The sequence below is a fragment of the Leclercia sp. Colony189 genome (assembly GCF_009740165.1).
Taxonomy (GTDB): domain Bacteria; phylum Pseudomonadota; class Gammaproteobacteria; order Enterobacterales; family Enterobacteriaceae; genus Enterobacter.
Map to the genome: position 1 here is coordinate 3,985,443 of NZ_CP046557.1, position 23,740 is coordinate 4,009,182.

Below are 23,740 nucleotides of genomic sequence, written 5' to 3' on the forward strand. Positions count from 1 at the left end.
CGTTGTCCTCAGTAGCCGTTAACCTGTAAGAATGCCTGGAAGCTGGCGTCGCTCCACGGCTCGCCCTGCTGATCGTGCATCCGCACCGCGTTCAGCCCCTTCACCAGCTCCGGTAAGGTTTCAATGCCCTGTTCGAAGAGATCTTCCAGCGTCGCAATCAGTTTCACTTCCCAGCTTTCCGGCTCGCGGCTGCGGGTCTGCCAGATCAGATTCTGATATTCGCCCGGCTTATGAATGGCGCCGTTACCGCCCTCTGCAGGCGGGGTAAACTGGCGGCATTCGGGTAGTGCCGGGTTGAAATTCAGGATGTCGCTCATGCCACGGTCTCCTCGACGAAGGTAATCTGGATTTGATTTTCAAAGACCCGAACCGGGTAGCGGTTGAGGTTGCGACCACCGGGGCCATGCAGACACTGGCCGGTTTTGACGTCAAACACCGCCTCATGCAGCGGGCACTCCACTTTGCCATCTTCCACGAAGCCCTGGCTCAGCAAGGCATAAGCGTGCGGGCACACGTCTTCCAGCGCGTAATATTCGCCGTCGATTAAATAAACGCCGATCTCTTTACCTTCTACGTTGCCGCTAAAAGGGAAATCTTCCTGTACTTGTTCTGCGTCACATACGCCTATCCAGCTCATCACGATCCTCCAGGCTTTTGTTTCATATATGAAACTCTGTTTCTTATTTAATACGGTCAATATAAAAGCGATGAATGTTTCGTCAAGCGTCAATGTGACGAATTTGTTAATTGATCGGCAATTAATAAGCTAAGTGTGCAAGGGATCACGAAAAAATGCAGCGATATGAAATTTTCATTATTGAGGCGTGAAAGAATACGTTTTAGCGATGAGCTAAAAGAGTAAATGAAAAATATTGACTTCTTTTCTTTTTCTTCCTTAAAAATAAAGCAAAGAAAAATCGACAGGTTTCACCCGTGAAACACATTTTAAAACAACCTTTTAAAAACAACGAGTTTCACAGGTGAACCATTTTAGCTCCGTGACAATCACATTGATAAAAATATAAATTCTCGAACGCATAAGGCGGGCAATATGACGGCAAGATGGCAAGGCACAATTGCACTGTTATTTCTCATTATTATTTCCTACGTTGACCGGGTAAATATTTCGGTGATGATTTTAAATCCGGAATTTGCCGAACATTTTCAGTTAAATGAAAACAGAATGTTACAAGGAATGTTAATGACCTGCTTTCTGCTGGGTTATGGATTCTCGGCTTTATTATTAACACCGGTTATCGAAAGCAAACTGCATTATCGGCAGGGGTTGTTAAGCAGCATTGCGATCTGGGCCCTGGTCTGCGCTGTTTCGCCATTGCTGGGCTCGCTAATGGGGATGCTTATCGCCCGCCTGGTATTGGGCATTGCCGAAGGTCCGCTCTTTTCCCTGAAAACGCGCTTTATAAGCGATAACTTCAGCGCGGAAGAGACAGGCAAACCCAACGCCGTCACCGCGCTGGGCGTCTCGCTCGGGCTGGCGGTGGGCTTTCCGCTCGTCACCTGGCTGATGGCACATCTGGGCTGGGCGGGTTCGTTCTATGCGCTGGCGGCAATCAATCTGCTGCTGGGTGGCGGGTTAATCTGGCGCTTCCTGCCCGCACCGCGTGGTGCGGTGAAGATGAAAAAACCAGGATTTGTCGAAACCTTTACCCTCGCCTGGCAAACGCCGCTGCTGGGCTGGATTTTACTGGTTGAAATCGCCACCCTGAGCTATCTCTGGGGAAGCAGTGCCTGGCTGCCCGCGTGGCTGCGGGATGAACACCATTTCTCCCTTCACGCGACGGGCTGGCTTGCGGCGATCCCTTTCCTGCTGAGCCTGGGTTCAAAGTTCCTGGGTGGTGTACTGCTCGATAAAATGCGCCCGGACCAGGCTCCGGTACTCTTTGTTGTGGGCGGCGCGTTGACCGCGTTGTCAGTGGTCGCCCTGATGCTCAGCCATCAGCCGGTATGGCTGGCGCTGTTTATGCTTTCCGCCAATATCTTTTGGGGGCTTCAGGGGGCCGCCATTCCTGCCGTGATCCAGCATCACGCCGCACGAGAAGCGGTGGGCAGCGCCTACGGGATCATTAATGGGATTGGCAATATCTGCGCGGCGTTTATTCCGCTGCTGATGGGGATGGTGATGAAATCGGCCGGGTCGGTCAGTTCCGGTTTTTCGGTGCTGGTGGCGTCGCAGGTTATCACTCTGCTGGCCGGAGGAATGTTGCTGCTGCGCATGCGTCGCGCAGCAGCACTCAGCGCGTAAGGCTTACTCGCCTTTTTTCGCTGCCTGGATGTAGAGCATCTCCAGCGCCAGGGTCGCTGCGGCCAGCGCAGTGATCTCGGACTGGTCATAGGCAGGGGCCACTTCAACGACGTCCATACCGACGATGTTCAGATCCTTCAGGCCGCGCACCAGTTTGATGGCGCGGTCTGAGGTCAGGCCGCCAATTACCGGGGTGCCGGTACCTGGGGCAAAGGCTGGATCCAGGCAGTCGATGTCGAAGGTCAGGTAGACCGGCATATCACCGACGATCTGCTTAACCTGGGCGATGATGTCATCCACGCCGCGATCGTTCACCTGGCAGGCGTCCAGCACGGTGAAGCCGTTATCTTTGTCGAATTCGGTACGGATGCCGATCTGTACGGAGTGGTTCGGATCGATCAGACCTTCCTTCGGCGCGGTGAAGAACATGGTGCCGTGGTCAAATTCACAGCCGTTCGCGTAGGTGTCGGTATGCGCATCGAAATGCACCAGCGCCATCTTACCGAAGTGTTTCGCGTGGGCGCGCAGCAGGGGCAGCGTCACGAAGTGGTCACCACCGAAGGAGAGCATGCGCTTGCCGGCAGCCAGCAGTTTTTCTGCGTGCGCCTGCAGTTTTTCACTCATTTCACGCGCGTCGCCGAAGGCATACACCAGGTCACCGCAGTCCACGACGTTCAGGCGCTCGCGCATGTCGAAGTTCCACGGGAAGCGGTTATGCTCCCAGGCGAGGTTGGTGGAAACCTGACGAATGGCCGCCGGGCCATGACGGCCACCGGCACGACCGGATGTCGCCATATCAAATGGTACGCCGGTGATCACCCAGTCCGCATCGCTGTCGTAAGGCTGGAAGTTCATCGGAAGGCGTAGAAAACCAAAGGCATTGGAAACTAACGAGTTGTCGTACTGGTGACCTAAGGTGCTCATGGCAAAAACCTCATATTCGTCGCTATAAAAAAACCCTCCCGCGTCGTTAGCCCGACGAGGAAGGGTTAGATTGGAAAAAGGCAATAAAAAGAATTATCGCCGTTAATCTGCGCAGGTTCAAGTCAGGAAAAACGATCCCCCACCTCACCCCTTATAAGCGACGCAACCGGTCGATCAGCGGACCGGCCTCCTTAATCAGCGTTGCCGTTGACGGCTGGCACAAACACTCCAGCGAAACCGCCCCCTGATAGTTGGCCGCTTTTAGCGCCAGATAGATGTCGTCAATCGGCAAATGGCCATACCCCGGAAACGCCCGGTTAGAGTCGGCAAAATGCACATGCCGCAGCCGGGAGCCCAGCAAGGCTATCGCGTCGGTGAAATCGCGATCCTCAATATTGGCATGGAAAATATCCCATAACACGCCGACATTTTCCGGTGCGTCGCAGAAGCTCATAAACGCCATCATATCCGCCGCGCTGTGCAGATGCGCGATTTCATAGCGATTGAGGGCTTCAAGGACCAGCGTTACGCCGCACCGCTTCGCCTGCTCCACGCACGGCGCCATCGCCTCCGCCAGCGCATGCATATACTCGGTTTGACTCAGCATCCTGTCCGTTGCGCGCAATGAGCCTATGGTGACATGGCTCGACAGCTGCGCGGCGGCGTCAATATGTTCCGCCAGGCGCTGTTGAGTACGCAAAACCACCGCCCTGTCGCTGGAAAGTAAAGAGAGGCCATCGCGCTTGCGGGCCTGGCCCGTGGCAATAGTCGTACACCCCAGCCGGTAATCATCCAGCCGCTTTTTCAGCCATGAGACCTCCATGCCTTCATAATCATTGATGCACAGTTCGGCGGCGTCGAAGCCGCTTTGCGCCAGCCACGCCAGCCCCTGCTCAAAGTCCTGCGGGGTAAAAGGCGAAAAAAGCGTTTCATAACGGCAGGTTAGCGTTGCGCTAAAGGTAATCATATCCTTCCCCATCATCTGTGAACCGGTATCGTCGGGTTAGCGCATTGCTCTGCCCAGGATGCGTTCGGCATTACGGGAGAAGCTTTTCGCCGCCTGCTCTACCGTAAGGGTGCCCTGGTCGATATTTTCAATGGTGTTGTGCCAAAGCTCGACAAACTGCGGGTTATCGAAATAGGGCGAGGTGGGGATGTTATGGGGCAGTGCCAGGGAGGCGTTGATCCCGGCTACGGTAATATTGTCCTTTTGAATCACTCCCTCTGCTTCCAGCTGCTGCGCGGCCTTTTTACTCAGCGGCGTGCCGCGCTCCAGCCCCATCGCTTTGACGCCCTGCGGATCGTTCATTAAAAAATCGATCAGCTTCGCCGCCTCCTGTGGGTGCTTCGTCGATTTCCCCACGCTGAACATCATTGTCGGCTTGAAGAATAATCCGGCATCTTTCGCCCCCGGCAGCATAAAGAATGGCCCCAGCTCCAGCTTGTTATAGGGCGCGGTCAGGTTGTTTTCATACATCACGGCATTCGTATTCCACATATAGATGCCGCCCCATTTTCCCTGGATCCAGGGCTTCATCTCCCAGGTATTACTTTTGCCGTAAGAGGAGAGTACCCGCATGGAAGGGAAGACGTGGCTGTCGACAAGATCTTTATACAGCTGGAAGAATTCCACCCACTGCTGCGGGGTATAGTTGAACTTGCCCGTTTTCTCATTAATCGCCGGAATCGCGTACTTCTGCACCATCCAGGACTGTACCAGCGTCAACGACTCCATATAGTCGAGAACCAGCGGATATTTCTCTTTGTCTTTTGCCTGAAACGCTTTCCCGGCCGCCATCAGCTCCGGCCAGCTCTGCGGATAGCTGACGCCCATCTCCTGCCATAATTTCTTGTTGTAGTAGAAGCTGCGCGCCGTCACCGCCACCGGAATGCCGTTCAGCTTGCCGTTGACCGTGGTGGTACTCAGAGACTGCGGGTCATATTGCCCGAGGTCGAGCACCGCTTTCTGGCTGTAGAGATCATAAAAGCCGTTGCCGTCCCGGGAAAAAATAGGCAGCCAGTTCCAGTTGGTCTGAATGACATCCGGCTCGTTGCCGCCCGCAATCTGTACGGTCAGGCGCGAGAGGTATCCCTCCCACCCGGCGTATTCGGCCTTCACCTTGATATCAGGGTATTTCTGCTCAAACAGCTTGATGGCGTTCAAGGTCGCCTGGTGGCGGCTGTTTCCTCCCCACCAGGAGATACGGATTTCCGCCGCCTGCGCCGCCGCGAGGCAGGAGCAGGCAAGCAATAATGAGGCGCTCAGGCAAGCGTTACGTTTCTTCATCGTTTGCTCCTTATTAAGCCTTAATGTTTTGCAAAACCTCAGGCGGGATCTCGGCCAGATAGAGCGCCGGTTTACCGTCTTTATCCGTGCTGAACAGCACCGCTTTTTCGTCCGGCGTAAACGAGGGGTGCGGATGCGTCACCTGGCGATCGCCGTCCAGCACCTGCCAGGATGAGCTGTGACGGGCGATTTTGTAGGCTTGCTTTTTCCGCAAATCAAATAACCACAGGTAGGGATCGCTGGTATCGCCATAGCCGGCGTTATCGGCGATATCAATGGGCACGCCGGAACCGTCGCCTACGGCGAGGGAGCCATCTTCGTTACTCATGACGTGCGAACAGGGGGGCATCGCCATCAGACGTTCGTCCTGACCGCTCTGACCATCAATACGGCATAAATAGCGCACAGGGCTGTTTTTCACATAGGTGACGTACATCAGCGCCGAGCCATCCGGCACCCAGAATTCATGGGTATAGCTCTCCCCGGGAGCGGGCTGTCTGGCTTTACGAATATTGCTGCCATCTTCATCCATCAGCCACATACGGGCATCGACCCGGTCCAAAGGACCCTCGTGGCAGAAGGCCACGGTGTTGTCATCAAAGGGTCGATAAATCGGATGCCCCAGCCACTGATTCTCCTCCAGCAGCGTGGTTCTCTCCCCTGTATGTAGATCGATGCGGATAACCCGACAGCGCGGCTGCTCGGCCCAGAAGGTCTGGAAGACGGTCCAGTCGCTAATTGGCCGCCAGCTGTCGCGATGGATCTCCACGCCGACAAGCTTATTGCAGGCGCTGTTCGCCACCCAGGTGCCATATCCCACCCACTCTTCCGGCACCTGATAAACGATCTCTTCCTGCAGCGTCGACAGATTTATCCGCATTAAATTGCGTTCGCTTTTAACATAATAGAGCGAAGTTTCATCCGGTGATAAAAAGCCGCCAAAGGTATTATCGCCCGCGCCTTCCGTTAATTGCATTGCTATACCCGTCGCCAGATCCAGCAAATAATAGTTGCGGTTAACATCGAACTCACCGGTAAAAATTAATTTCCTGCCGCCATCAATAAAACATTTCTGGTAAAAGTAATTACGATGACAAATAACATCAACAGGCGTGAAGCGGGTAACTTTAGCGCCGGTATCCTCATCGATATAGTGTTCAAAATGTAATTGCACCTTCATACCTTTCGCCATGGGAACTCCTCCTGTCAGGGCATAACAATCTGGCCTGCAGATGACACACGTTTTTAGCGCATTCGAGCAGGCTCACACTTTTTTTCTTACGCCAGAAGCGGCGTTTGATCTTTGCGGGGATCGCATCTAGCATGCGTTTTTTATCGCTGCGGAATGCGTTTAATGAATACAACGACGCCTTACCTGTTAATGGAATTTAATTCACCTGAAATATGGCGCTGGGCTTTTATTGAAAAAGCGGTACGACTGGCCACAGGCTATGGTTTTCAGGGCATTATTATTCACCAGCAGTCATTATTAGCGCGTCTGGCTCCGCCTTCACCGCATTGTAAAGGCGCCGATTTAATTAATCTCACCATCGCCCAGGAAAATGCCATTATTTATTTACGCAAAGTGGGCGACTATGTTCAACGTCATAATTTGCAGCTTTGGTTACAGGGAGAAGCCACCCCTAATAGCCAGGAATTAAAAGCGAAATTCCCGGAGTTTTTTCTTTCTGAAAATAACGAATCCCACTTTATTCACGCTTTTTTTCAGAACGTCATTCCGCACATTCTCGCCGCGTTGCCCACCGTTCGCGGTCTGCGCCTGTCGTTATCCACGCCCGACGTCAGCACCGAAAACTGGATTAGCGCACTAAAGGCGTTATATAAGGGCATCCGGCAACTGGGACGCCAGCTTATTTTACGCGATTACCAGGACAAAACCTGGCCCCGGCATATGCTGCGGGAAGCGCTGGAGGCCCTGCCCGGCGACGTTCGCGCCTCGGTTAAAGCAACCGAACTCGATTACCGTCCCGGCTTTGCCGGTAATCCCAATCTGCTCAACATTCGCCATAACCAGAAATGGCTGGAGCTGGATCTCTGGGGGCTGGAATATGGCTGGACGCTGCTGCCCTGTTATCTGCTTGACGAAATCCAGCAGCGCCTTAGCTGGCTTAATCAGCTCGACAGTACGCCAGAGGCCATCACCGTCCGCGTCGACTGGGAGTGGCTGCCCGACCTGACGCTGGAAGATTCCGTTAACGAGCTTAATTTGTCCGGCCTCTCCCGGCTGATCCACGAGCCAGAGATCGCCCCCCGTCAACTGATCGCTCCCTGGCTACAGCAACGCGCCCGCGCCCCTCTCTCCTTGCCGAACCTTAACGCCATCAGCGAAATTCTCGTCGCCAGCCACGAATGGAGCTGTAAAACGCCTACCCTACTGGGGCGCGTGCTGCAATCCCACAGCCGCCCCCCGGAAGATTTAGACCAGACCCTGCATCTGCTTCATCTTGATACCCGCGGCGCCAGCTGGACCCAGTCTTTTCAACCGCTGATGCCGAGCGACGATCCGGAGCTGGGCCACCAGCAGCGTCAGCTTATCGAGCTTGAGGACCAGCGTAGCCGCTTCCTGGCCGACTATATGTACAGCCGGGCATCTAATCTCCTGCCTGATAGCATGCTCACCGACGAAGCCCGGCATATCCTCCTTTCCGGGGTAACCCGGGCGGTGAAATATAGCCATATCTACAGCGCGTTCACCCGGGCGCTGACGCTAAAACTGTGGCTGCGCAAATATGGCGAGCAAGCGGATGTCAGGGCGGAATTCACCGCGGCGCTGGCGCACTTTACTCATCAGAATCGCGAGCTTGAAACGTGGCTGCTTCAGCACGGCTCACAACATCCCTCCTCCTTCGCCACACTGCTCAATCCGCCACGCATCGCGGCGTTGATAGCAAGCCTGGCTCACGACTAAGCGATAGTGAAAGCATGGTGGCACAGGGGCGGGAAGTAAATACGTCAGGCAAAAGGAAAAGAGCGGTTAGCGCAATGAGCGGTAGAAAAAGCGAGGCCGATCACGACCTGGGGAAATTTCAGGTGATCTAACTCACATTTGAGAGGCAGGATATTGTGATCGCCATCTACTGGCTGGGGCAGGAAAAGCCCGGCGACGCAAACGTCGCCGGGCACCGTCATTACTCGTCTTCCAGATACGTGTAACCGTACAGACCGGCTTCAAACTCTTCCAGGAACTGTTTCTGCAACGTATCGTCCAGGTCGGTCTTTTTCACCTGATCGCGGAACTGGGTCAGCAGTTTGTTCGGATCGAGCTGCACGTACTGCAACATGTCCGCCACGGTGTCGCCCTCGTCAGAGAGCTCCACTTCCACATTGCCGTCAGGGAAGACAAACACGTCAACCGCTTCGGTGTCCCCGAACAGGTTGTGCATATTGCCCAGGATCTCCTGATAGGCCCCGACCATAAAGAAGCCCAGCATAGGTGGGTTCTCCGGATCGTACTCCGGCATTGGCATGGTGGTAGCGATACCGTCACCGTCAATGTAGTGATCGATCGCGCCGTCGGAGTCACAGGTGATATCCAGCAGCACCGCGCGGCGCTCAGGCACCTGGTTCAGCCCTTCCAGCGGCAGGACCGGGAACAGCTGATCGATACCCCACGCATCCGGCATCGACTGGAACAGCGAGAAGTTGACGTACATTTTGTCCGCCATACGCTCCTGCAACTCGTCGATGATCGGACGGTGCGCACGGTTGCTCGGATCGAGCTGTTTCTGCACTTCGTGACACATGTTCAGATAGAGCTGCTCTGCCCAGGCGCGCTCCTGCAGACTGAACGTACCGGATGAATAGCCGATATGAATATCATGCAGGTCCATCTGGCTGTCGTGCAGCCACTCGCGCAGGGAACGGCGGGTGCCCGGCTCGTGCATCTCCTGCCAGGTTTCCCACATACTCTGCAGGGCGCGTGGCGCGTCGTCAGCAGGCGGTGTGGCTTCGGTGTATTCGTTGCGCTCAACGCCAATAATGTTGGAGACCAGCACCGTATGGTGCGCGGTCACCGCGCGCCCGGACTCGGTGATCACCGTCGGGTGCGGCAGGCCGTGCTCTTCGCAGGCATCGCCGATTGCCCAGATGATGTTGTTCGCATATTCGTTCAGGCCGTAGTTCACGGAGCAGTCAGACTTGGAGCGAGTACCCTCGTAGTCCACGCCCAGGCCGCCGCCCACGTCGAAGCACTGGATATTCACGCCCAGCTTGTGCAGCTCGACGTAGAAACGGGCCGACTCGCGCACGCCGGTGGCGATATCGCGGATGTTGGCCATCTGGGAACCGAGGTGGAAGTGCAGCAGTTGGATGCTGTCCAGACGACCACGCTCGCGCATGATCTCCACCAGCTGCAGAACCTGGTTCGCCGCGAGGCCGAATTTGGATTTTTCACCGCCGGAGGACTGCCACTTGCCGGAGCCCTGGGAGGCCAGACGTGCACGTACACCCAGGCGCGGCACCACGTTCAGACGCTCGGCCTCTTCCAGCACAATGTTAATCTCAGACATCTTCTCGATGACCAGATAGACCTTGTGGCCCATCTTCTCACCGATCAGCGCCAGACGAATGTATTCACGGTCTTTATAACCGTTACAGACGATCACCGAGCGGGTCATGCCGGCATGGGCCAGCACCGCCATCAGTTCCGCTTTGGAACCGGCTTCCAGACCCAGCGGTTCGCCGGAGTGGATCAGGGATTCAATAACGCGACGATGCTGGTTTACCTTGATCGGATAAACCAGGAAGTAGTCGCCGTTATAGCCGTAGGATTCACGCGCGCGCTTAAAGGCGGCGTTAATGGAGCGCAGACGGTGTTGCAGGATCTGCGGGAAGCAGAACAGAGCGGGCAGACGCTGGCCCTGCGCTTCGCGTGCTTTTACCAGTTTGGCGAGATCGACGCGCGCTTCCGGTACGTCAGGATCCGGGCAAACGCTGATGTGGCCCAGCTCGTTGACGTCGTAGTAGTTGTTACCCCACCACGCAATATTGTATGTGCGCAGCATCTTGCTGGCTTCCTGGGAGCTCATCGCAACCTCCTGCATAGAACGTAGTACACCCTGTTCGCCCGCTGACGAAGGCGAAAACGAAGACATGTCGTCAGACATAGCGAACCTCAACTCTTACTATTAAGTGTAAAACAGTTGACTACTATCGCAGCGTCAATCTGCGATAACAACCCATTATCCGACCGGTTTTCCAGCACAGAATGCTGAAAGCCGGGCCGTGCGACCGGTTTCTTATTCATATCATTGTAAAACACGTATCCGAACTCTGTATGACAAGGTCCGGCGAAACCACGAGAAAACTCTTGTATTAACAAGAGCGCCCTTGTTCAGTCTTCACAAAGCGTAGTGCCTGCCCGGGAATCCTGAGAAGCGCCGAGATGGGTATAACATCGGCAGGTTTGCAGATTAGAAATGCGAATGGCGGGGTACATGTTCCTGCCTGAAAGGCAGAACTGAATTAGCGGAAAACGACGGTTCATTATCTCGTATCACCTCCACGCAAGCCCGATGAAGCTCGCGACAAGTTAAAGCTAAAAGTTCACTGCTTTACCCGGCTGGAAGTGGCGACACGAAGAAACGTCGTGTGCTTTTTTGTATGAGCCGCGCGCCGCGTTTTATACCGACAAGACGCGGAAAATGCAAAATATAAATGCGGGCATTGACGCACCGTCAGCAAAAATTTCCAGCAGGGTTTTCAGGGGCGTGTGGATACATTTAAAAAAAGCTGGAAATCGGGCGAAGAAGTGACCTAAAATAGCCATCCAGATGTTAATCCATCCATACCGATTAACACTCAGACTGCCAGTGTCACCATCTGCAAGTCCTGGTGGAAAAACCTGCCACGGCTATCCCACACGACAGTTTGAGCTAAATAAATTCTCCTTAGGTAAATTAAAACATGGCAAAACACCTGTTTACGTCCGAGTCTGTATCAGAAGGACATCCTGATAAAATTGCTGACCAAATTTCCGATGCCGTGCTGGATGCGATCCTCGAGCAGGATCCAAAGGCGCGCGTAGCGTGTGAAACCTATGTCAAAACCGGCATGGTGATGGTAGGCGGTGAAATCACGACCAGTGCATGGGTTGATATCGAAGAGATCACCCGTAACACCGTACGTGAAATCGGCTATGTGCATTCTGATATGGGCTTTGATGCCAACTCTTGCGCCGTCCTGAGCGCCATTGGCAAACAGTCCCCTGACATCAACCAGGGCGTTGACCGTGCCGATCCGCTGGAACAGGGTGCAGGCGACCAGGGCCTGATGTTTGGCTACGCTACCAACGAAACCGACGTGCTGATGCCAGCGCCAATCACCTATGCGCACCGTCTGGTGCAGCGTCAGGCTGAAGTGCGTAAAAACGGCACCCTGCCGTGGCTGCGTCCGGATGCGAAAAGCCAGGTCACCTTCCAGTACGACGACGGCAAAATTGTCGGCATTGACGCGGTGGTTCTCTCTACTCAGCACGCTGAAGATATCGAGCAGAAATCCCTGCAGGAAGCGGTGATGGAAGAGATCATCAAGCCGGTTCTGCCAACCGAATGGCTGAATAGTTCCACCAAATACTTCATTAACCCAACGGGCCGCTTTGTTATCGGTGGACCAATGGGCGATTGCGGCCTGACCGGACGTAAGATCATCGTTGATACTTACGGTGGCATGGCGCGTCACGGTGGCGGCGCATTCTCCGGTAAGGATCCGTCTAAAGTTGACCGTTCCGCAGCCTACGCAGCACGTTATGTTGCCAAGAACATCGTGGCTGCTGGCCTGGCAGACCGCTGTGAGATCCAGGTCTCCTACGCTATCGGCGTGGCGGAACCGACCTCCATCATGGTTGAAACCTTCGGTACTGAAAAAGTGCCTTCAGAACAGCTGACCCTGCTGGTACGCGAGTTCTTCGACCTGCGTCCATATGGTCTGATTCAGATGCTGGATCTGCTGCACCCAATCTACAAAGAAACCGCTGCATACGGTCACTTTGGTCGCGAACATTTCCCATGGGAAAAAACCGACAAAGCCGCTCTGCTGCGTGAAGCTGCCGGTCTGAAATAATCGACTGACCGCTTACTGAAAAAGCCAGCCTCGTGCTGGCTTTTTGTTTTTTATCCCCCTGAATGCCCCGCCTGAAATCGCTTACATCGCGATAAAAACGCAGCCCTTTCGGAATACTCTCTTTGTCTGTCCCGCCCCTCTCACATACTTTTACAGCATCCCATTCAAAACTTTACATTCATAAAACAAAAAACCAACTGGAGGGCTTCATGCCTGATAATAAAAAACAGGGGCGGACGTCCAACAAGACGATGACATTCTTCGTCTGCTTCCTCGCAGCACTGGCAGGATTACTTTTCGGCCTCGATATCGGCGTGATTGCCGGCGCCCTGCCGTTCATTACTGACGAATTCCAGATCGATTCCCATACCCAGGAGTGGGTGGTCAGCTCGATGATGTTCGGGGCTGCGGTTGGGGCAGTTGGCAGCGGCTGGCTCTCCTTCAAACTCGGGCGTAAAAAGAGCCTGATGATTGGCGCGATTCTGTTTGTCGCCGGTTCGCTCTTCTCTGCCGCGGCGCCTAACGTGGAAGTGCTGATTGCTTCGCGTGTGCTGCTGGGTCTGGCGGTGGGTGTGGCCTCTTATACCGCGCCGCTGTATCTGTCTGAGATTGCACCGGAGAAAATCCGCGGCAGCATGATCTCCATGTATCAGCTGATGATCACTATCGGTATTCTCGGGGCCTATCTTTCTGACACCGCCTTCAGCTACAGCGGCGCATGGCGCTGGATGCTGGGCGTGATCATTATCCCGGCGGTACTGCTGCTGATTGGCGTCTTCTTCCTGCCTGACAGTCCGCGCTGGTTTGCGGCTAAACGGCGCTTTAACGATGCGGAGCGCGTCCTGCTGCGCCTGCGCGATACCAGCGCGGAAGCGAAGCGTGAGCTGGAAGAGATCCGCGAAAGCCTGCAGGTCAAACAGAGCGGCTGGGCGCTGTTTAAAGAGAACAGCAATTTCCGTCGGGCGGTGTTCCTTGGCGTGCTGCTGCAGATCATGCAGCAGTTCACCGGGATGAACGTCATTATGTATTACGCGCCGAAAATCTTTGAGCTGGCGGGTTACAGCAACACCACTCAGCAGATGTGGGGCACCGTGATTGTCGGCCTGACCAACGTGCTGGCGACCTTTATCGCCATCGGTCTGGTGGATCGCTGGGGTCGTAAACCGACGCTGACGCTGGGCTTCCTGGTGATGGCCGCCGGTATGGGTGTGCTGGGTACAATGCTGCATGTGGGTATTGATTCCACCGCGATGCAGTACGTAGCCGTCGGGATGCTGCTGATGTTTATTGTTGGTTTTGCGATGAGCGCGGGCCCGCTGATCTGGGTACTCTGTTCTGAGATCCAGCCGCTGAAAGGCCGCGACTTCGGTATTACCTGCTCCACCGCCACCAACTGGATCGCCAACATGATTGTCGGCGCAACCTTCCTGACCATGCTCGATACGCTGGGTAATGCCAACACCTTCTGGGTGTACGGCGGTCTGAACCTGCTGTTTATCGTGCTGACGCTGTGGCTGGTTCCTGAAACGAAACATGTTTCGCTGGAACATATTGAACGCAACCTGATGAAAGGTCGCCCACTGCGCGAAATTGGCTCCCACGACTAATCCGTCCGGCTTCCTCCCCTGCGGAGGAAGCCGCTTGCACCGCCTCGCCGCAGGCTCTATGCTCTGCTCCTATGAAAACACCCCGTCTCCCTATTGCGCTTCAGCAAGCCGCTATGCGCAGCCTGCGCGATAAACTGGCCCAGGCCAATCTGAAACTCGACCGGAACTACCCTGAACCTAAACTGGTGTGGCAGCAGCGCGGCACCGCAGCAGGCACCGCCTGGCTGGATGCGTACGAGATCCGCCTTAACCCTGTTTTAATGCTGGAAAACCAGCAGGCGTTTATTGACGAGGTGGTGCCGCATGAACTGGCGCATCTGCTGGTTTGGAAGTACTTTGGCCGCGTGGCACCGCACGGCAAAGAGTGGAAATGGATGATGGAAGCGGTGCTGGGCGTACCGGCTCGCCGAACCCACCAGTTCGAGCTTGATTCCGTTCGGCGCAATACGTTCCCCTATCGCTGCCCCTGTCAGCAGCACCAGCTTACGGTGCGTCGTCATAATCGGGTGGTGCGCGGTGAAGCCACCTACCGCTGCGTCAAGTGCGGTGAACCCCTTATCGCTGAGTAACCGGCAGAACAATCAGGAACATTCCTGATCTACCTGATTGCATACAGGAACAACTTTCGTTACGTTGCGGGCTCGTTTTGACACGGAGTTCACGATGTCCCGTAATTTCTCTCTCGCGGTCGCGTTTCTGACGACGGCGTTCTCAGGCCATGCGCTGGCCGAAGGTATCCACAGTTTCTCCCAGGCAAAAGCCGCAGCCGTAAAGGTTAATGCCGACGTGCCGGGCGATTTTTACTGCGGCTGTAAAATTAACTGGCAGGGCAAAAAAGGGGTCGTGGATCTGCAGTCCTGCGGCTACAAAGTGCGTAAAAATGAGAACCGTGCCAGCCGTATCGAATGGGAACATGTGGTCCCGGCCTGGCAGTTCGGCCACCAGCGTCAGTGCTGGCAGGATGGCGGACGTAAAAACTGCGCCAAAGACCCGATCTATCGCCAGATAGAGAGCGATATGCATAACCTGCAACCCGCCGTGGGCGAGGTAAATGGCGATCGCGGCAACTTTATGTACAGCCAGTGGAACGGCGGCGAAGGCCAGTATGGCCAGTGCGCCATGAAGGTCGATTTCAAGGAGAAACTTGCCGAGCCGCCTGCCCGCGCCCGCGGCAGCATCGCCCGCATCTATTTCTACATGCGCGACAGGTATCACCTCAACCTCTCCCGCCAGCAGACCCAGCTCTTCAACGCCTGGGATAAACTCTATCCGGTCACGGCCTGGGAGTGCATACGAGACGAGCGCATCGCCAAAGTGCAGGGGAATCACAACCCTTACGTCCAGCGCGCTTGCCAGGCGCAAAAGAGCTAACCTACACTAGCGGCAACTGTTTCTTAGCGTCCCCCTCCCCCTCTCCCCTGCGGGGTGAGGGGGACTCAGCTCTTGATGGATTTCTTAACTATGCGTGTTCCTCGTATTTATCACCCTGAACCGATCGCCGCTGGCAGTGAAATCGCCCTCTCGGAAGAGGCCGCCAACCATGTTGGCCGCGTGCTGCGCATGGGTGCAGGCCAGGCGATTCAACTGTTTGATGGATCAAATCAGGTTTTTGACGCCGAAATCATCCGCGCCGATAAAAAAAGCGTGCAGGTCAGCGTCCTGCATAGCGACATCGACGATCGTGAATCACCGCTGCATATCCATTTAGGCCAGGTGATGTCGCGCGGCGAAAAAATGGAATTCACCATCCAGAAATCGATCGAACTGGGTGTAAGCCTCATTACGCCACTTTTTTCTGAGCGCTGCGGGGTTAAACTGGATGCTGAACGTCTGAATAAGAAGCTCCAGCAGTGGCAAAAAATCGCCATTGCCGCCTGTGAGCAGTGTGGCCGCAACCGCGTCCCGGAGATCCGTCCGGCCATGGATCTTGAAGCCTGGTGCGCGGAAGAGGAGCAGGGTCTGAAGCTCAACCTTCATCCCCGCGCCAGCGCCAGCATCAACACCCTGCCGCTGCCGGTTGAGCGCGTGCGTTTGTTGATCGGTCCGGAAGGCGGCCTGTCGGCGGATGAGATCGCCATGACCGCACGCTACCAGTTTACTGATATTCTGTTGGGACCCCGCGTTCTGCGTACTGAGACCACCGCGCTAACCGCCATCACTGCCCTGCAGGTGCGTTTTGGTGATTTAGGTTGAAGCATTAACGGAGAAGACAATGATCAAGCTCGGCATCGTGATGGACCCCATCGCAAGCATTAATATCAAGAAAGATTCCAGCTTCGCTATGCTGCTGGAAGCGCAACGTCGCGGCTATCAGCTCCACTATATGGAGATGAGCGACCTCTACCTGATTAACGGCGAGGCGCGTGCGCGCACCCGCATCGTCAACGTCGAGCAGAATTACGATAAATGGTACGAGTTTGGTTCCGAGCAGGATCTGCCGCTTGCCGAACTTGACGTGATCCTGATGCGTAAAGACCCGCCGTTCGACACGGAATACATCTACTGCACCTATATCCTGGAGCGCGCAGAAGAGAAAGGCACCCTGATCGTCAACAAACCGCAGAGCCTGCGCGACTGTAACGAGAAGCTCTACACCGCCTGGTTCTCCGACCTGACGCCAGAGACGCTGGTAACGCGCAATAAAGCGCAGCTGAAAGCCTTCTGGCAGAAACATGGCGATATCATCCTGAAACCGCTGGACGGCATGGGCGGTGCCTCAATCTTCCGCGTTAAAGAGGGTGACCCAAACCTGGGGGTGATCGCCGAAACGCTGACCGAGCACGGTACCCGCTACTGCATGGCGCAGAACTATATTCCGGCGATTGTCGACGGCGACAAGCGCGTGCTGGTGGTGGACGGCGAGCCGGTGCCTTACTGCCTGGCGCGTATTCCGCAGGGTGGCGAAACCCGTGGTAACCTGGCGGCCGGTGGCCGTGGCGAGCCGCGTCCGCTGACCGAAAGCGACTGGGAAATTGCCCGCCGCGTGGGCCCGCTGTTAAAAGCCAAAGGGCTGATCTTCGTTGGCCTCGACATCATTGGCGATCGCCTGACAGAAGTGAACGTGACCAGCCCGACCTGTATTCGTGAAATCGAAGCTGAGTTCCCGGTGTCTATCACCGGCATGCTGATGGATGCGATCGAAAAACGGCTGAAGCAGTAACAGTCCCAATATTTATACACACAACCCTTCATGCTGCATCAAGGCGCAGTCGTTGCCCCGGCAGCGTGAAGGGTGAAGGGTATAGTGACAGTGTCGGGTTTTGTCCGCATACTGGGTACTGTCGCTTTTTAAACCAGGAAACTGAACCTCTGACAATGAATTTACAGCATCACTTTCTGATTGCCATGCCTGCTCTCCAGGATCCGATTTTCCGCCGTTCCGTCGTGTATATCTGCGAGTACAGCGAAGAGGGTGCGATGGGGATTATCATCAATAAACCGCTGGAAAATCTGACTGTTGAAGGCATTCTGGAAAAATTGAAAATTTCCCAGGACGAACGTGTTCCTGAAATTCGTCTCGACAAACCGGTGATGCTGGGTGGCCCGCTGGCAGAAGATCGCGGCTTTATTTTGCATACGCCGCCCGGTTTCTCCTCCAGCATCCGCATCTCTGACAATACCGTTGTGACCACCTCCCGTGACGTGCTGGAGACGCTGGGCACCACCAGCCAGCCGGCGGATGTGCTTGTGGCGCTCGGTTACGCCTCATGGGAAAAAGGCCAGCTTGAGCAGGAGATCCTGGATAATGCCTGGCTCACTGCCCCGGCAGATCTGAACATTCTGTTTAAAACCCCCATCGCCGATCGCTGGCGGGATGCGGCAAAACTGATTGGCATTGATATCCAGACCATGCCTGGCGTCGCGGGGCATGCCTGATGAGCGGCACGCTTCTCGCCTTTGATTTCGGCACTAAAAGTATCGGCGTGGCGATCGGCCAGCGCATCACCGGCACCGCCCGCCCGCTGACGGCGCTGAAAGCGCAAAATGGCATCCCGGACTGGAACCTGATCGAACGACTGTTGAAAGAGTGGCAGCCGGACGAGGTCATCGTCGGTTTACCGTTGAATATGGATGGCACAGAACAGCCACTAACTGCCCGGGCGCGCAATTTTGCCAATAAAATTCATGGCCGTTTTGGCGTGGCGATAAAGCTGCATGACGAACGGTTAAGCACGGTTGAAGCCCGCGCCGGTCTGTTCGAGCATGGCGGTTTTCGCGCGCTAAACAAAGGCAGCGTCGATTCCGCTTCTGCGGTGATTATTCTCGAAAGTTTCTTCGAGCAGGGTTACTGATCCCCCTCCCTTTGCCCGGCAATCCGGGCAATTCATTCCCGGTCCGCCAGCAGCGTAGCGTTGAGCGCAGTCAGCTCATCAAGACGGGAGCGGACGCTCTCATCGTCAATATTCCACATGCCGGCAAAGGCCAGCGCGGCATGGTGCGCCCCTACGGGCACCGCCATCGACACTTCACCGTCGTCATGATGCCAGATCACACGTCCCTGCTCGCGCTGCTGGGCCACATGCGGGGCGAGGTTTTGCCACTGCTCTGGCGTAAAGCGTGGGATTAGCGCGTCATCCGGTTCACTCGCCAGTAGCGACATGCCAATCACCGATTGCCAGGCAGGGAGCATATGGAATCCGGCCAGCGCCTGGCTGGCCTGGCTGCCGGGAACGGCGTGCCAGATATAGATGACCTGATCCTCCCACAGCACGCCCAGGGCCACCACGATATCGCGTGGCGCATGGCGCTCCAGCCGGGGCAAGGCGCGGGAGAAAAGCTCCGAGCCACGGATGGACTGCGCCGCCAGGGCATGAATGCCGGGACCAGGCAGGTAGCGACGATGCTCGTCCTGCATGGTCAGGCCAATAGAGGCCATGGTCATCAGCAAACGGTTCACCCGAGTGGTGTTGATCCCCATCAGTCGTGCGAGTTCACGGCAACCGATAGCACGGTCGCTGGAAACCAGATATTGCAGACAGCGAATGCCGTCGATAAGACTTTGGTTCGGTTGTGATGACATAGCCGCTTTCAATCAGTGCAATCAGAACTAGATTTTAACGCCCGTACTGCAGGAAACAAGGCCATGAGAGGCATTCTCTGCTGGCACAGGCTCATGACAATCGCCCCTGCGCCCTGCGCTCAGCCAGGCTCTGCTCGAAGTTTTGCATGCCAGCCTGCTGCCCGGTCTGGATCATGCCGGGCAGTTGCCAGGTTTTTCCTTCGCGGATTAAATTGGCTGCCGCAGGGGTATTAACCAGTAATTCGAACAGCGCGACGCGCCCCTGCTGGTTATCCCTTTCGAGTTTTTGCGCCAGCACGGCGCGCAGGCTGCCTGCCAGCTGTCTCCGTACCGGCTCTTTTTCCTGCGCGGGGAAGGCATCCACCAGCCTCTCCACTGCCTGGGCGGCGCCCCGGGTGTGGAGCGTCGCCAGCACCAGATGCCCGGTCTCTGCGGCGGTAAGCGCAAGACGTATCGTCTCGCTGTCACGCAGTTCGCCCAGCAGGATTACATCGGGATCTTCACGTAATGCAGCCCGCAGCGCGTCGGCAAAGGAGAGGCAATGCAGGCCAATCTCCCGCTGCTGAACCAGGCAACGCTTGCTTTGATGGATAAATTCCACCGGATCTTCGAGCGTCAGGATATGCCCGTCGCTATGGTGATTGAGAAAATCGACCATTGCCGCAAGGGTGGTGGATTTACCGCTGCCTGTCGCCCCGGTCACCAGTATCAGACCGTTATCGTGCGCCAGCAGTTCGGGTATCGCCCGCGGCGCTCCCAGGGTGCGCAACTGCGGGCACGCGTCTGGAAGCAGGCGGAGCACCAGAGAACACCCCTGCATATGCGCAAAGGCGCTGGCCCGCAGCCGCTGCCTGCTCGCAAGCGTAACGGCAAAATCCACCTGCCCTTGGGCACACCATGCACCCTGCTGCTCGTCGCTAAGCCAGCTTTTCAGCAGCATCGCGACCTCCGGCCCCGGAAAGGGAGCAAATTCCATTTTCCCTCGCCGCCGCCAGCGAGGTGGTGCGTTACTGCACAGGTGTAGATCCGACACATTATGCTTTACACTAAGGGCCACAATTTCTTCCATATCCATTCAATGATCCCCGGAAAATGAACGACATTGCGCATAACCTGGCACAGGTCAGGGACAAAATCTCAGCCGCGGCAACAGGTTGCGGCCGTGCTTCAGAAGAAGTTACGTTGCTTGCAGTCAGTAAAACCAAGCCTGCGAGCGCCATCGCAGAAGCCATTGATGCAGGCCAGCGCATGTTCGGTGAAAACTACGTGCAGGAAGGGGTGGAAAAAATCCGCCATTTCCGGGAAAAGGGCACCGCGGATCTGCAGTGGCACTTTATCGGACCACTACAGTCGAACAAAAGCCGGCTGGTGGCGGAGCATTTCGACTGGTGTCATACCGTCGATCGTCTGCGCATCGCCACCCGTCTGAGCGAGCAGCGCCCGGCAGAGATGCCGCCGCTTAACGTGCTGATCCAAATCAACATTAGCGATGAGAACAGTAAATCCGGCATTGCGCTGGATGCCCTGGATCTGCTGGCGAAACAGGTTGCCGCTCTGCCCGGCCTTCGCCTGCGCGGGTTAATGGCGATCCCGGCCCCTGAAACAGATTACGACAGGCAGTTTGCCGTAGCCCGGCAAATGGCTGTAGCATTTGAGGCGCTTAAAACGCGCTACCCAACGGTCGACACGCTTTCACTGGGCATGACGGACGATATGGCCGCCGCGATTGCGGCTGGCAGCACCATGGTGCGCATCGGGACAGCAATTTTCGGCGCGCGCGATTACACCCAATAATAAGGAAACCTGAGGAACGCCATGAAGACGTTGACCTTCCTGCTCTCAACGGTCATTGAACTGTATACGATGGTGCTTTTGTTACGCGTCTGGATGCAGTGGGCCCGTTGTGATTTTTACAACCCCTTCTCACAGTTTGTCGTGAAAGTGACCCAACCGATTGTCGGACCGCTGCGCCGGGTGATCCCGCCAATGGGCCCGATTGACAGCGCCTCCCTGCTGGTTGCGCTGATCCTGTGCGTGGTGAAAGCGATCGTGCTGTTTATGGTCATCACCTTCCAGCCGATCATCTGGATCGCGGCGGTGTTGATCCTGATAAAAACGATCGGCCTGCTGATTTTCTGGGTTCTGCTGCTGATGGCGATCATGAGCTGGGTAAGCCAGGGCCGTAGCCCGGTGGAGTATGTCCTGATTCAGCTTGCAGACCCGCTGCTGCGCCCGATTCGTAATCTGCTGCCGGCCATGGGCGGGATCGACTTCTCTCCAATGATCCTCGTACTGCTGCTGTACGTGATCAATATGGGTATCGCTGAACTGCTGCAGTCCACAGGCAATATGCTACTGCCGGGGCTGTGGATGGCGTTATGAGTGCTGTCAGCACCTGCGCCGATGGGCTGGTTTTATGGCTGTATATTCAGCCGAAAGCCAGCCGCGACACGATTATCGGGCTGCATGGCGACGAAGTAAAAGTCGCCATCACTGCCCCTCCTGTGGACGGCCAGGCCAATGCCCATCTGGTGAAGTATCTGGCGAAGCAGTTTCGCGTTGCGAAAAGCCAGGTGCTGATCGAGAAAGGTGAACTGGGCCGTCACAAGCAGGTCAAAATTCTTCATCCGCAACAAATCCCGACGGAAGTCGCGGCACTGATACAACAGGATTAACAGATGCAAAAAGTTGTTCTCGCTACCGGTAACGCCGGTAAAGTGCGCGAGCTGGCCTCGCTGTTAAATGATTTTGGTCTGGATGTGGTTGCCCAGACCGAACTGGGGGTGGACTCTGCAGAAGAGACCGGCCTGACCTTTATTGAAAACGCCATTCTGAAGGCGCGCCATGCTGCACAGGTCACCGGCTTACCGGCCATTGCCGATGACTCTGGCCTGGCGGTAGATGCCCTTGGCGGCGCGCCAGGAATTTACTCCGCCCGCTATTCTGGCGTCGATGCCAGCGATCAGCAGAATCTCGAAAAGCTGCTGGAAACGCTCAAGGATGTGCCGGATGAGCAGCGCAAGGCGCAGTTCCACTGCGTGCTGGTCTATATGCGACACGCTGAAGACCCAACGCCGCTGGTCTGCCACGGCAGCTGGCCGGGCGTGATAGCCCGCGAGGCGGCAGGCAATGGCGGCTTTGGCTACGATCCGATCTTCTTTGTCCCGAGCGAGGGCAAAACCGCTGCGGAACTGACCCGCGAAGAAAAAAGCGCGATTTCCCATCGTGGACGCGCCCTGAAACTGTTACTGGAAGCATTACGTAATGGCTAATTTGCCACCATTGAGTCTTTATATTCACATCCCGTGGTGCGTGCAGAAATGCCCGTACTGCGATTTCAACTCGCATGCGCTAAAAGGCGAAGTGCCCCATGACGATTACGTTCAGCATCTGCTTGCCGATCTGGACGCCGACGTACCTTACGCGCAGGGCCGTGAAGTAAAGACCATTTTTATCGGTGGCGGTACGCCGAGCCTGCTCTCAGGGCCGGCGATGCAAACGCTGCTGGATGGCGTGCGAGCGCGCCTTAATCTGGCAGCGGATGCAGAGATTACCATGGAGGCCAACCCAGGTACCGTTGAGGCCGACCGTTTTGTGGAGTATCAGCGCGCCGGGGTGAACCGTATCTCTATTGGCGTGCAGAGCTTTAGCGCGCCGAAGTTAACGCGTCTGGGGCGCATTCATGGCCCGGATGAGGCGAAACGTGCCGCTCACCTGGCGACCGGGCTGGGATTGCGCAGCTTTAACCTCGACCTGATGCACGGCCTGCCGGATCAGTCCCTGGAGGAAGCGCTGGACGATCTGCGTCAGGCCATTGAGCTGAACCCGCCGCACCTCTCCTGGTATCAGCTGACCATTGAGCCAAACACGCTGTTTGGTTCACGCCCGCCGGTACTGCCTGATGATGACGCGCTGTGGGATATTTTCGAGCAGGGCCACAAGCTTTTGACCGCCGCCGGGTATCAGCAGTACGAAACCTCGGCCTACGCGAAGCCTGGCTACCAGTGTCAGCACAACCTGAATTACTGGCGTTTTGGCGACTACCTGGGCATTGGCTGTGGCGCCCACGGCAAAGTGACCTTCCCGGACGGACGGATTCTGCGCACGGCTAAAACGCGCCATCCGCGTGGCTATATGGAAGGACGCTATCTTGAGCGCAGCCATGATGTTGAAGCCGACGATAAGCCGTTTGAGTTCTTTATGAACCGCTTCCGCCTGCTGGAACCCGCACCGCGCAAGGAGTTTACGTTGTATACCGGGTTGCCGGAGTCGGTCATTCGTCCGCAGATTGACGAAGCGCTGGCGCAGGGGTATCTGATCGAATGCGCTGATTACTGGCAGATAACCGAGCATGGCAAACTGTTCTTAAACTCCCTTCTTGAGCTATTCCTCGCCGAAGCGTCCTGAAGCAGGCTTCAGGGTTTTGCCTCCCCCTCTGCTGGTTAAGGGAAAAGCGGGCAGAGTGCGGGGAGGGAACTTACTGGTTCTTATGCGAAACAGCTTCGCCATGAGCGGACCATAGAGACGTCTCCCCTCGCCCCGACCCTCATCCTGAAAGG

The 23,740-nt window shown here is 55.9% G+C and carries 25 protein-coding genes; 15 read left to right on the forward strand and 10 right to left on the reverse strand.

Annotated features, from left to right (window positions below):
• Positions 1 to 8: 8 nt before the first annotated feature.
• On the reverse strand, positions 9 to 317 hold the full coding sequence (locus GNG29_RS18965; RefSeq protein WP_156655207.1) for a recombinase-like helix-turn-helix domain-containing protein: 309 nt from the start codon (positions 315 to 317) through the stop codon (positions 9 to 11).
• Positions 314 to 637 (reverse strand): non-heme iron oxygenase ferredoxin subunit, encoded by a 324-nt coding sequence (locus GNG29_RS18970; protein WP_013098654.1) that lies wholly within the window; start codon positions 635 to 637, stop codon positions 314 to 316. Before GNG29_RS18970 ends, GNG29_RS18965 begins: the two co-directional genes overlap by 4 nt.
• Before the next feature lie 414 nt (positions 638 to 1,051).
• On the opposite strand from GNG29_RS18970, the gene GNG29_RS18975 reads away from it, so the two are divergent.
• Complete coding sequence (locus tag GNG29_RS18975; protein ID WP_156655208.1) at positions 1,052 to 2,263, forward strand: MFS transporter; 1,212 nt, start codon at positions 1,052 to 1,054, stop codon at positions 2,261 to 2,263.
• A 3-nt stretch (positions 2,264 to 2,266) separates the two neighbouring features.
• Here GNG29_RS18975 and speB read toward each other — a convergent pair whose 3' ends face one another.
• The 4 genes from speB to GNG29_RS18995 form a co-directional block, all read right to left on the reverse strand.
• The gene (gene speB / locus GNG29_RS18980; RefSeq protein ID WP_058608614.1) at positions 2,267 to 3,187 is read right to left on the reverse strand and encodes an agmatinase; all 921 of its coding nucleotides are present in this window, start codon (positions 3,185 to 3,187) and stop codon (positions 2,267 to 2,269) included.
• A gap of 151 nt (positions 3,188 to 3,338) precedes the next feature.
• Positions 3,339 to 4,154, reverse strand: coding sequence for a sugar phosphate isomerase/epimerase (locus GNG29_RS18985; RefSeq protein WP_197431822.1), 816 nt, complete (start codon positions 4,152 to 4,154; stop codon positions 3,339 to 3,341).
• Between the two features lie 36 nt (positions 4,155 to 4,190).
• Positions 4,191 to 5,474 carry an ABC transporter substrate-binding protein gene (locus tag GNG29_RS18990; protein ID WP_103176912.1) on the reverse strand — a complete coding sequence of 428 codons (1,284 nt, stop codon included), beginning with the start codon at positions 5,472 to 5,474 and terminating at the stop codon, positions 4,191 to 4,193.
• A gap of 13 nt (positions 5,475 to 5,487) precedes the next feature.
• Positions 5,488 to 6,666, reverse strand: coding sequence for an oligogalacturonate lyase family protein (locus GNG29_RS18995; protein ID WP_156655210.1), 1,179 nt, complete (start codon positions 6,664 to 6,666; stop codon positions 5,488 to 5,490).
• Positions 6,667 to 6,828: 162 nt separating this feature from the next.
• On the opposite strand from GNG29_RS18995, the gene GNG29_RS19000 reads away from it, so the two are divergent.
• Positions 6,829 to 8,403 (forward strand): hypothetical protein, encoded by a 1,575-nt coding sequence (locus GNG29_RS19000; protein WP_103791339.1) that lies wholly within the window; start codon positions 6,829 to 6,831, stop codon positions 8,401 to 8,403.
• A gap of 220 nt (positions 8,404 to 8,623) precedes the next feature.
• On the opposite strand, the gene speA is transcribed toward GNG29_RS19000, so the two are convergent.
• Together speA and yqgB are read right to left on the reverse strand one after the other, a co-directional pair.
• A complete protein-coding gene (gene speA / locus GNG29_RS19005; RefSeq protein WP_103830403.1) occupies positions 8,624 to 10,600 on the reverse strand; it encodes a biosynthetic arginine decarboxylase in 1,977 nt (658 codons plus the stop codon).
• An 8-nt stretch (positions 10,601 to 10,608) separates the two neighbouring features.
• The gene (gene yqgB / locus GNG29_RS19010; protein ID WP_139156299.1) at positions 10,609 to 10,740 is read right to left on the reverse strand and encodes an acid stress response protein YqgB; all 132 of its coding nucleotides are present in this window, start codon (positions 10,738 to 10,740) and stop codon (positions 10,609 to 10,611) included.
• Between the two features lie 659 nt (positions 10,741 to 11,399).
• Between yqgB and metK the strand changes: the two genes are divergently transcribed.
• From metK to ruvX, 8 genes are all read left to right on the forward strand, one after another.
• Positions 11,400 to 12,554 (forward strand): methionine adenosyltransferase, encoded by a 1,155-nt coding sequence (gene metK / locus GNG29_RS19015; RefSeq protein WP_103176917.1) that lies wholly within the window; start codon positions 11,400 to 11,402, stop codon positions 12,552 to 12,554.
• Between the two features lie 209 nt (positions 12,555 to 12,763).
• Complete coding sequence (locus GNG29_RS19020; protein ID WP_103176918.1) at positions 12,764 to 14,161, forward strand: sugar porter family MFS transporter; 1,398 nt, start codon at positions 12,764 to 12,766, stop codon at positions 14,159 to 14,161.
• Positions 14,162 to 14,232: 71 nt separating this feature from the next.
• Positions 14,233 to 14,730, forward strand: coding sequence for a SprT family zinc-dependent metalloprotease (locus GNG29_RS19025; RefSeq protein ID WP_103176919.1), 498 nt, complete (start codon positions 14,233 to 14,235; stop codon positions 14,728 to 14,730).
• 94 nt (positions 14,731 to 14,824) lie between these two features.
• Complete coding sequence (gene endA, locus GNG29_RS19030) at positions 14,825 to 15,532, forward strand: deoxyribonuclease I (RefSeq protein ID WP_156655211.1); 708 nt, start codon at positions 14,825 to 14,827, stop codon at positions 15,530 to 15,532.
• Positions 15,533 to 15,622: 90 nt separating this feature from the next.
• On the forward strand, positions 15,623 to 16,354 hold the full coding sequence (gene rsmE, locus GNG29_RS19035) for a 16S rRNA (uracil(1498)-N(3))-methyltransferase (RefSeq protein ID WP_156655212.1): 732 nt from the start codon (positions 15,623 to 15,625) through the stop codon (positions 16,352 to 16,354).
• Positions 16,355 to 16,373: 19 nt separating this feature from the next.
• Positions 16,374 to 17,321 carry a glutathione synthase gene (gshB, locus tag GNG29_RS19040; protein ID WP_114316823.1) on the forward strand — a complete coding sequence of 316 codons (948 nt, stop codon included), beginning with the start codon at positions 16,374 to 16,376 and terminating at the stop codon, positions 17,319 to 17,321.
• Positions 17,322 to 17,476: 155 nt separating this feature from the next.
• Entirely contained in the window at positions 17,477 to 18,037 is a 561-nt protein-coding gene (locus tag GNG29_RS19045) for a YqgE/AlgH family protein (protein WP_103176923.1), read from the forward strand.
• The gene (gene ruvX / locus GNG29_RS19050) at positions 18,037 to 18,453 is read left to right on the forward strand and encodes a Holliday junction resolvase RuvX (protein ID WP_103176924.1); all 417 of its coding nucleotides are present in this window, start codon (positions 18,037 to 18,039) and stop codon (positions 18,451 to 18,453) included. The genes GNG29_RS19045 and ruvX overlap by 1 nt, the downstream gene beginning before the upstream one ends.
• A gap of 32 nt (positions 18,454 to 18,485) precedes the next feature.
• Here ruvX and GNG29_RS19055 read toward each other — a convergent pair whose 3' ends face one another.
• Together GNG29_RS19055 and GNG29_RS19060 are read right to left on the reverse strand one after the other, a co-directional pair.
• Positions 18,486 to 19,181 (reverse strand): transcriptional regulator, encoded by a 696-nt coding sequence (locus GNG29_RS19055; protein WP_103176925.1) that lies wholly within the window; start codon positions 19,179 to 19,181, stop codon positions 18,486 to 18,488.
• 91 nt (positions 19,182 to 19,272) lie between these two features.
• On the reverse strand, positions 19,273 to 20,256 hold the full coding sequence (locus GNG29_RS19060) for a type IV pilus twitching motility protein PilT (protein ID WP_156655213.1): 984 nt from the start codon (positions 20,254 to 20,256) through the stop codon (positions 19,273 to 19,275).
• Between the two features lie 17 nt (positions 20,257 to 20,273).
• Here GNG29_RS19060 and GNG29_RS19065 point away from each other — a divergent pair, with 17 nt between their 5' ends.
• From GNG29_RS19065 to hemW, 5 genes are read left to right on the forward strand one after another with little or no spacing between them, the layout of a single operon-like run.
• Positions 20,274 to 20,975 (forward strand): YggS family pyridoxal phosphate-dependent enzyme, encoded by a 702-nt coding sequence (locus GNG29_RS19065; RefSeq protein ID WP_103176927.1) that lies wholly within the window; start codon positions 20,274 to 20,276, stop codon positions 20,973 to 20,975.
• Between the two features lie 21 nt (positions 20,976 to 20,996).
• Complete coding sequence (locus GNG29_RS19070; RefSeq protein ID WP_103176928.1) at positions 20,997 to 21,563, forward strand: YggT family protein; 567 nt, start codon at positions 20,997 to 20,999, stop codon at positions 21,561 to 21,563.
• Positions 21,560 to 21,856: a DUF167 family protein YggU gene (gene yggU / locus GNG29_RS19075; RefSeq protein WP_103176929.1), complete on the forward strand. Its 297-nt coding sequence runs from the start codon at positions 21,560 to 21,562 to the stop codon at positions 21,854 to 21,856. Before GNG29_RS19070 ends, yggU begins: the two co-directional genes overlap by 4 nt.
• Before the next feature lie 3 nt (positions 21,857 to 21,859).
• The gene (locus tag GNG29_RS19080; RefSeq protein ID WP_103176930.1) at positions 21,860 to 22,453 is read left to right on the forward strand and encodes an XTP/dITP diphosphatase; all 594 of its coding nucleotides are present in this window, start codon (positions 21,860 to 21,862) and stop codon (positions 22,451 to 22,453) included.
• Complete coding sequence (gene hemW, locus GNG29_RS19085) at positions 22,446 to 23,588, forward strand: radical SAM family heme chaperone HemW (protein WP_103176931.1); 1,143 nt, start codon at positions 22,446 to 22,448, stop codon at positions 23,586 to 23,588. Before GNG29_RS19080 ends, hemW begins: the two co-directional genes overlap by 8 nt.
• Positions 23,589 to 23,740: the final 152 nt, after the last annotated feature.

Bases quoted from the DNA above. Each gene is read 5' to 3' on its own strand.
- GNG29_RS18965 (WP_156655207.1), bottom strand. From the start codon at position 317: ATGAGCGACATCCTGAATTTCAACCCGGCACTACCCGAATGCCGCCAG.
- GNG29_RS19055 (WP_103176925.1), bottom strand. From the start codon at position 19,181: ATGTCATCACAACCGAACCAAAGTCTTATCGACGGCATTCGCTGTCTG.
- yqgB (WP_139156299.1), bottom strand. From the start codon at position 10,740: ATGAATAAGAAACCGGTCGCACGGCCCGGCTTTCAGCATTCTGTGCTG.
- GNG29_RS18970 (WP_013098654.1), bottom strand. From the start codon at position 637: ATGAGCTGGATAGGCGTATGTGACGCAGAACAAGTACAGGAAGATTTC.
- GNG29_RS19020 (WP_103176918.1), top strand. From the start codon at position 12,764: ATGCCTGATAATAAAAAACAGGGGCGGACGTCCAACAAGACGATGACA.
- gshB (WP_114316823.1), top strand. From the start codon at position 16,374: ATGATCAAGCTCGGCATCGTGATGGACCCCATCGCAAGCATTAATATC.
- speB (WP_058608614.1), bottom strand. From the start codon at position 3,187: ATGAGCACCTTAGGTCACCAGTACGACAACTCGTTAGTTTCCAATGCC.
- GNG29_RS18975 (WP_156655208.1), top strand. From the start codon at position 1,052: ATGACGGCAAGATGGCAAGGCACAATTGCACTGTTATTTCTCATTATT.
- GNG29_RS18995 (WP_156655210.1), bottom strand. From the start codon at position 6,666: ATGGCGAAAGGTATGAAGGTGCAATTACATTTTGAACACTATATCGAT.
- GNG29_RS19000 (WP_103791339.1), top strand. From the start codon at position 6,829: ATGAATACAACGACGCCTTACCTGTTAATGGAATTTAATTCACCTGAA.
- GNG29_RS19070 (WP_103176928.1), top strand. From the start codon at position 20,997: ATGAAGACGTTGACCTTCCTGCTCTCAACGGTCATTGAACTGTATACG.
- GNG29_RS18990 (WP_103176912.1), bottom strand. From the start codon at position 5,474: ATGAAGAAACGTAACGCTTGCCTGAGCGCCTCATTATTGCTTGCCTGC.
- GNG29_RS19065 (WP_103176927.1), top strand. From the start codon at position 20,274: ATGAACGACATTGCGCATAACCTGGCACAGGTCAGGGACAAAATCTCA.
- endA (WP_156655211.1), top strand. From the start codon at position 14,825: ATGTCCCGTAATTTCTCTCTCGCGGTCGCGTTTCTGACGACGGCGTTC.
- GNG29_RS19045 (WP_103176923.1), top strand. From the start codon at position 17,477: ATGAATTTACAGCATCACTTTCTGATTGCCATGCCTGCTCTCCAGGAT.
- metK (WP_103176917.1), top strand. From the start codon at position 11,400: ATGGCAAAACACCTGTTTACGTCCGAGTCTGTATCAGAAGGACATCCT.
- GNG29_RS18985 (WP_197431822.1), bottom strand. From the start codon at position 4,154: ATGATTACCTTTAGCGCAACGCTAACCTGCCGTTATGAAACGCTTTTT.
- GNG29_RS19060 (WP_156655213.1), bottom strand. From the start codon at position 20,256: ATGGATATGGAAGAAATTGTGGCCCTTAGTGTAAAGCATAATGTGTCG.
- GNG29_RS19080 (WP_103176930.1), top strand. From the start codon at position 21,860: ATGCAAAAAGTTGTTCTCGCTACCGGTAACGCCGGTAAAGTGCGCGAG.
- rsmE (WP_156655212.1), top strand. From the start codon at position 15,623: ATGCGTGTTCCTCGTATTTATCACCCTGAACCGATCGCCGCTGGCAGT.
- speA (WP_103830403.1), bottom strand. From the start codon at position 10,600: ATGTCTGACGACATGTCTTCGTTTTCGCCTTCGTCAGCGGGCGAACAG.
- GNG29_RS19025 (WP_103176919.1), top strand. From the start codon at position 14,233: ATGAAAACACCCCGTCTCCCTATTGCGCTTCAGCAAGCCGCTATGCGC.
- hemW (WP_103176931.1), top strand. From the start codon at position 22,446: ATGGCTAATTTGCCACCATTGAGTCTTTATATTCACATCCCGTGGTGC.
- ruvX (WP_103176924.1), top strand. From the start codon at position 18,037: ATGAGCGGCACGCTTCTCGCCTTTGATTTCGGCACTAAAAGTATCGGC.
- yggU (WP_103176929.1), top strand. From the start codon at position 21,560: ATGAGTGCTGTCAGCACCTGCGCCGATGGGCTGGTTTTATGGCTGTAT.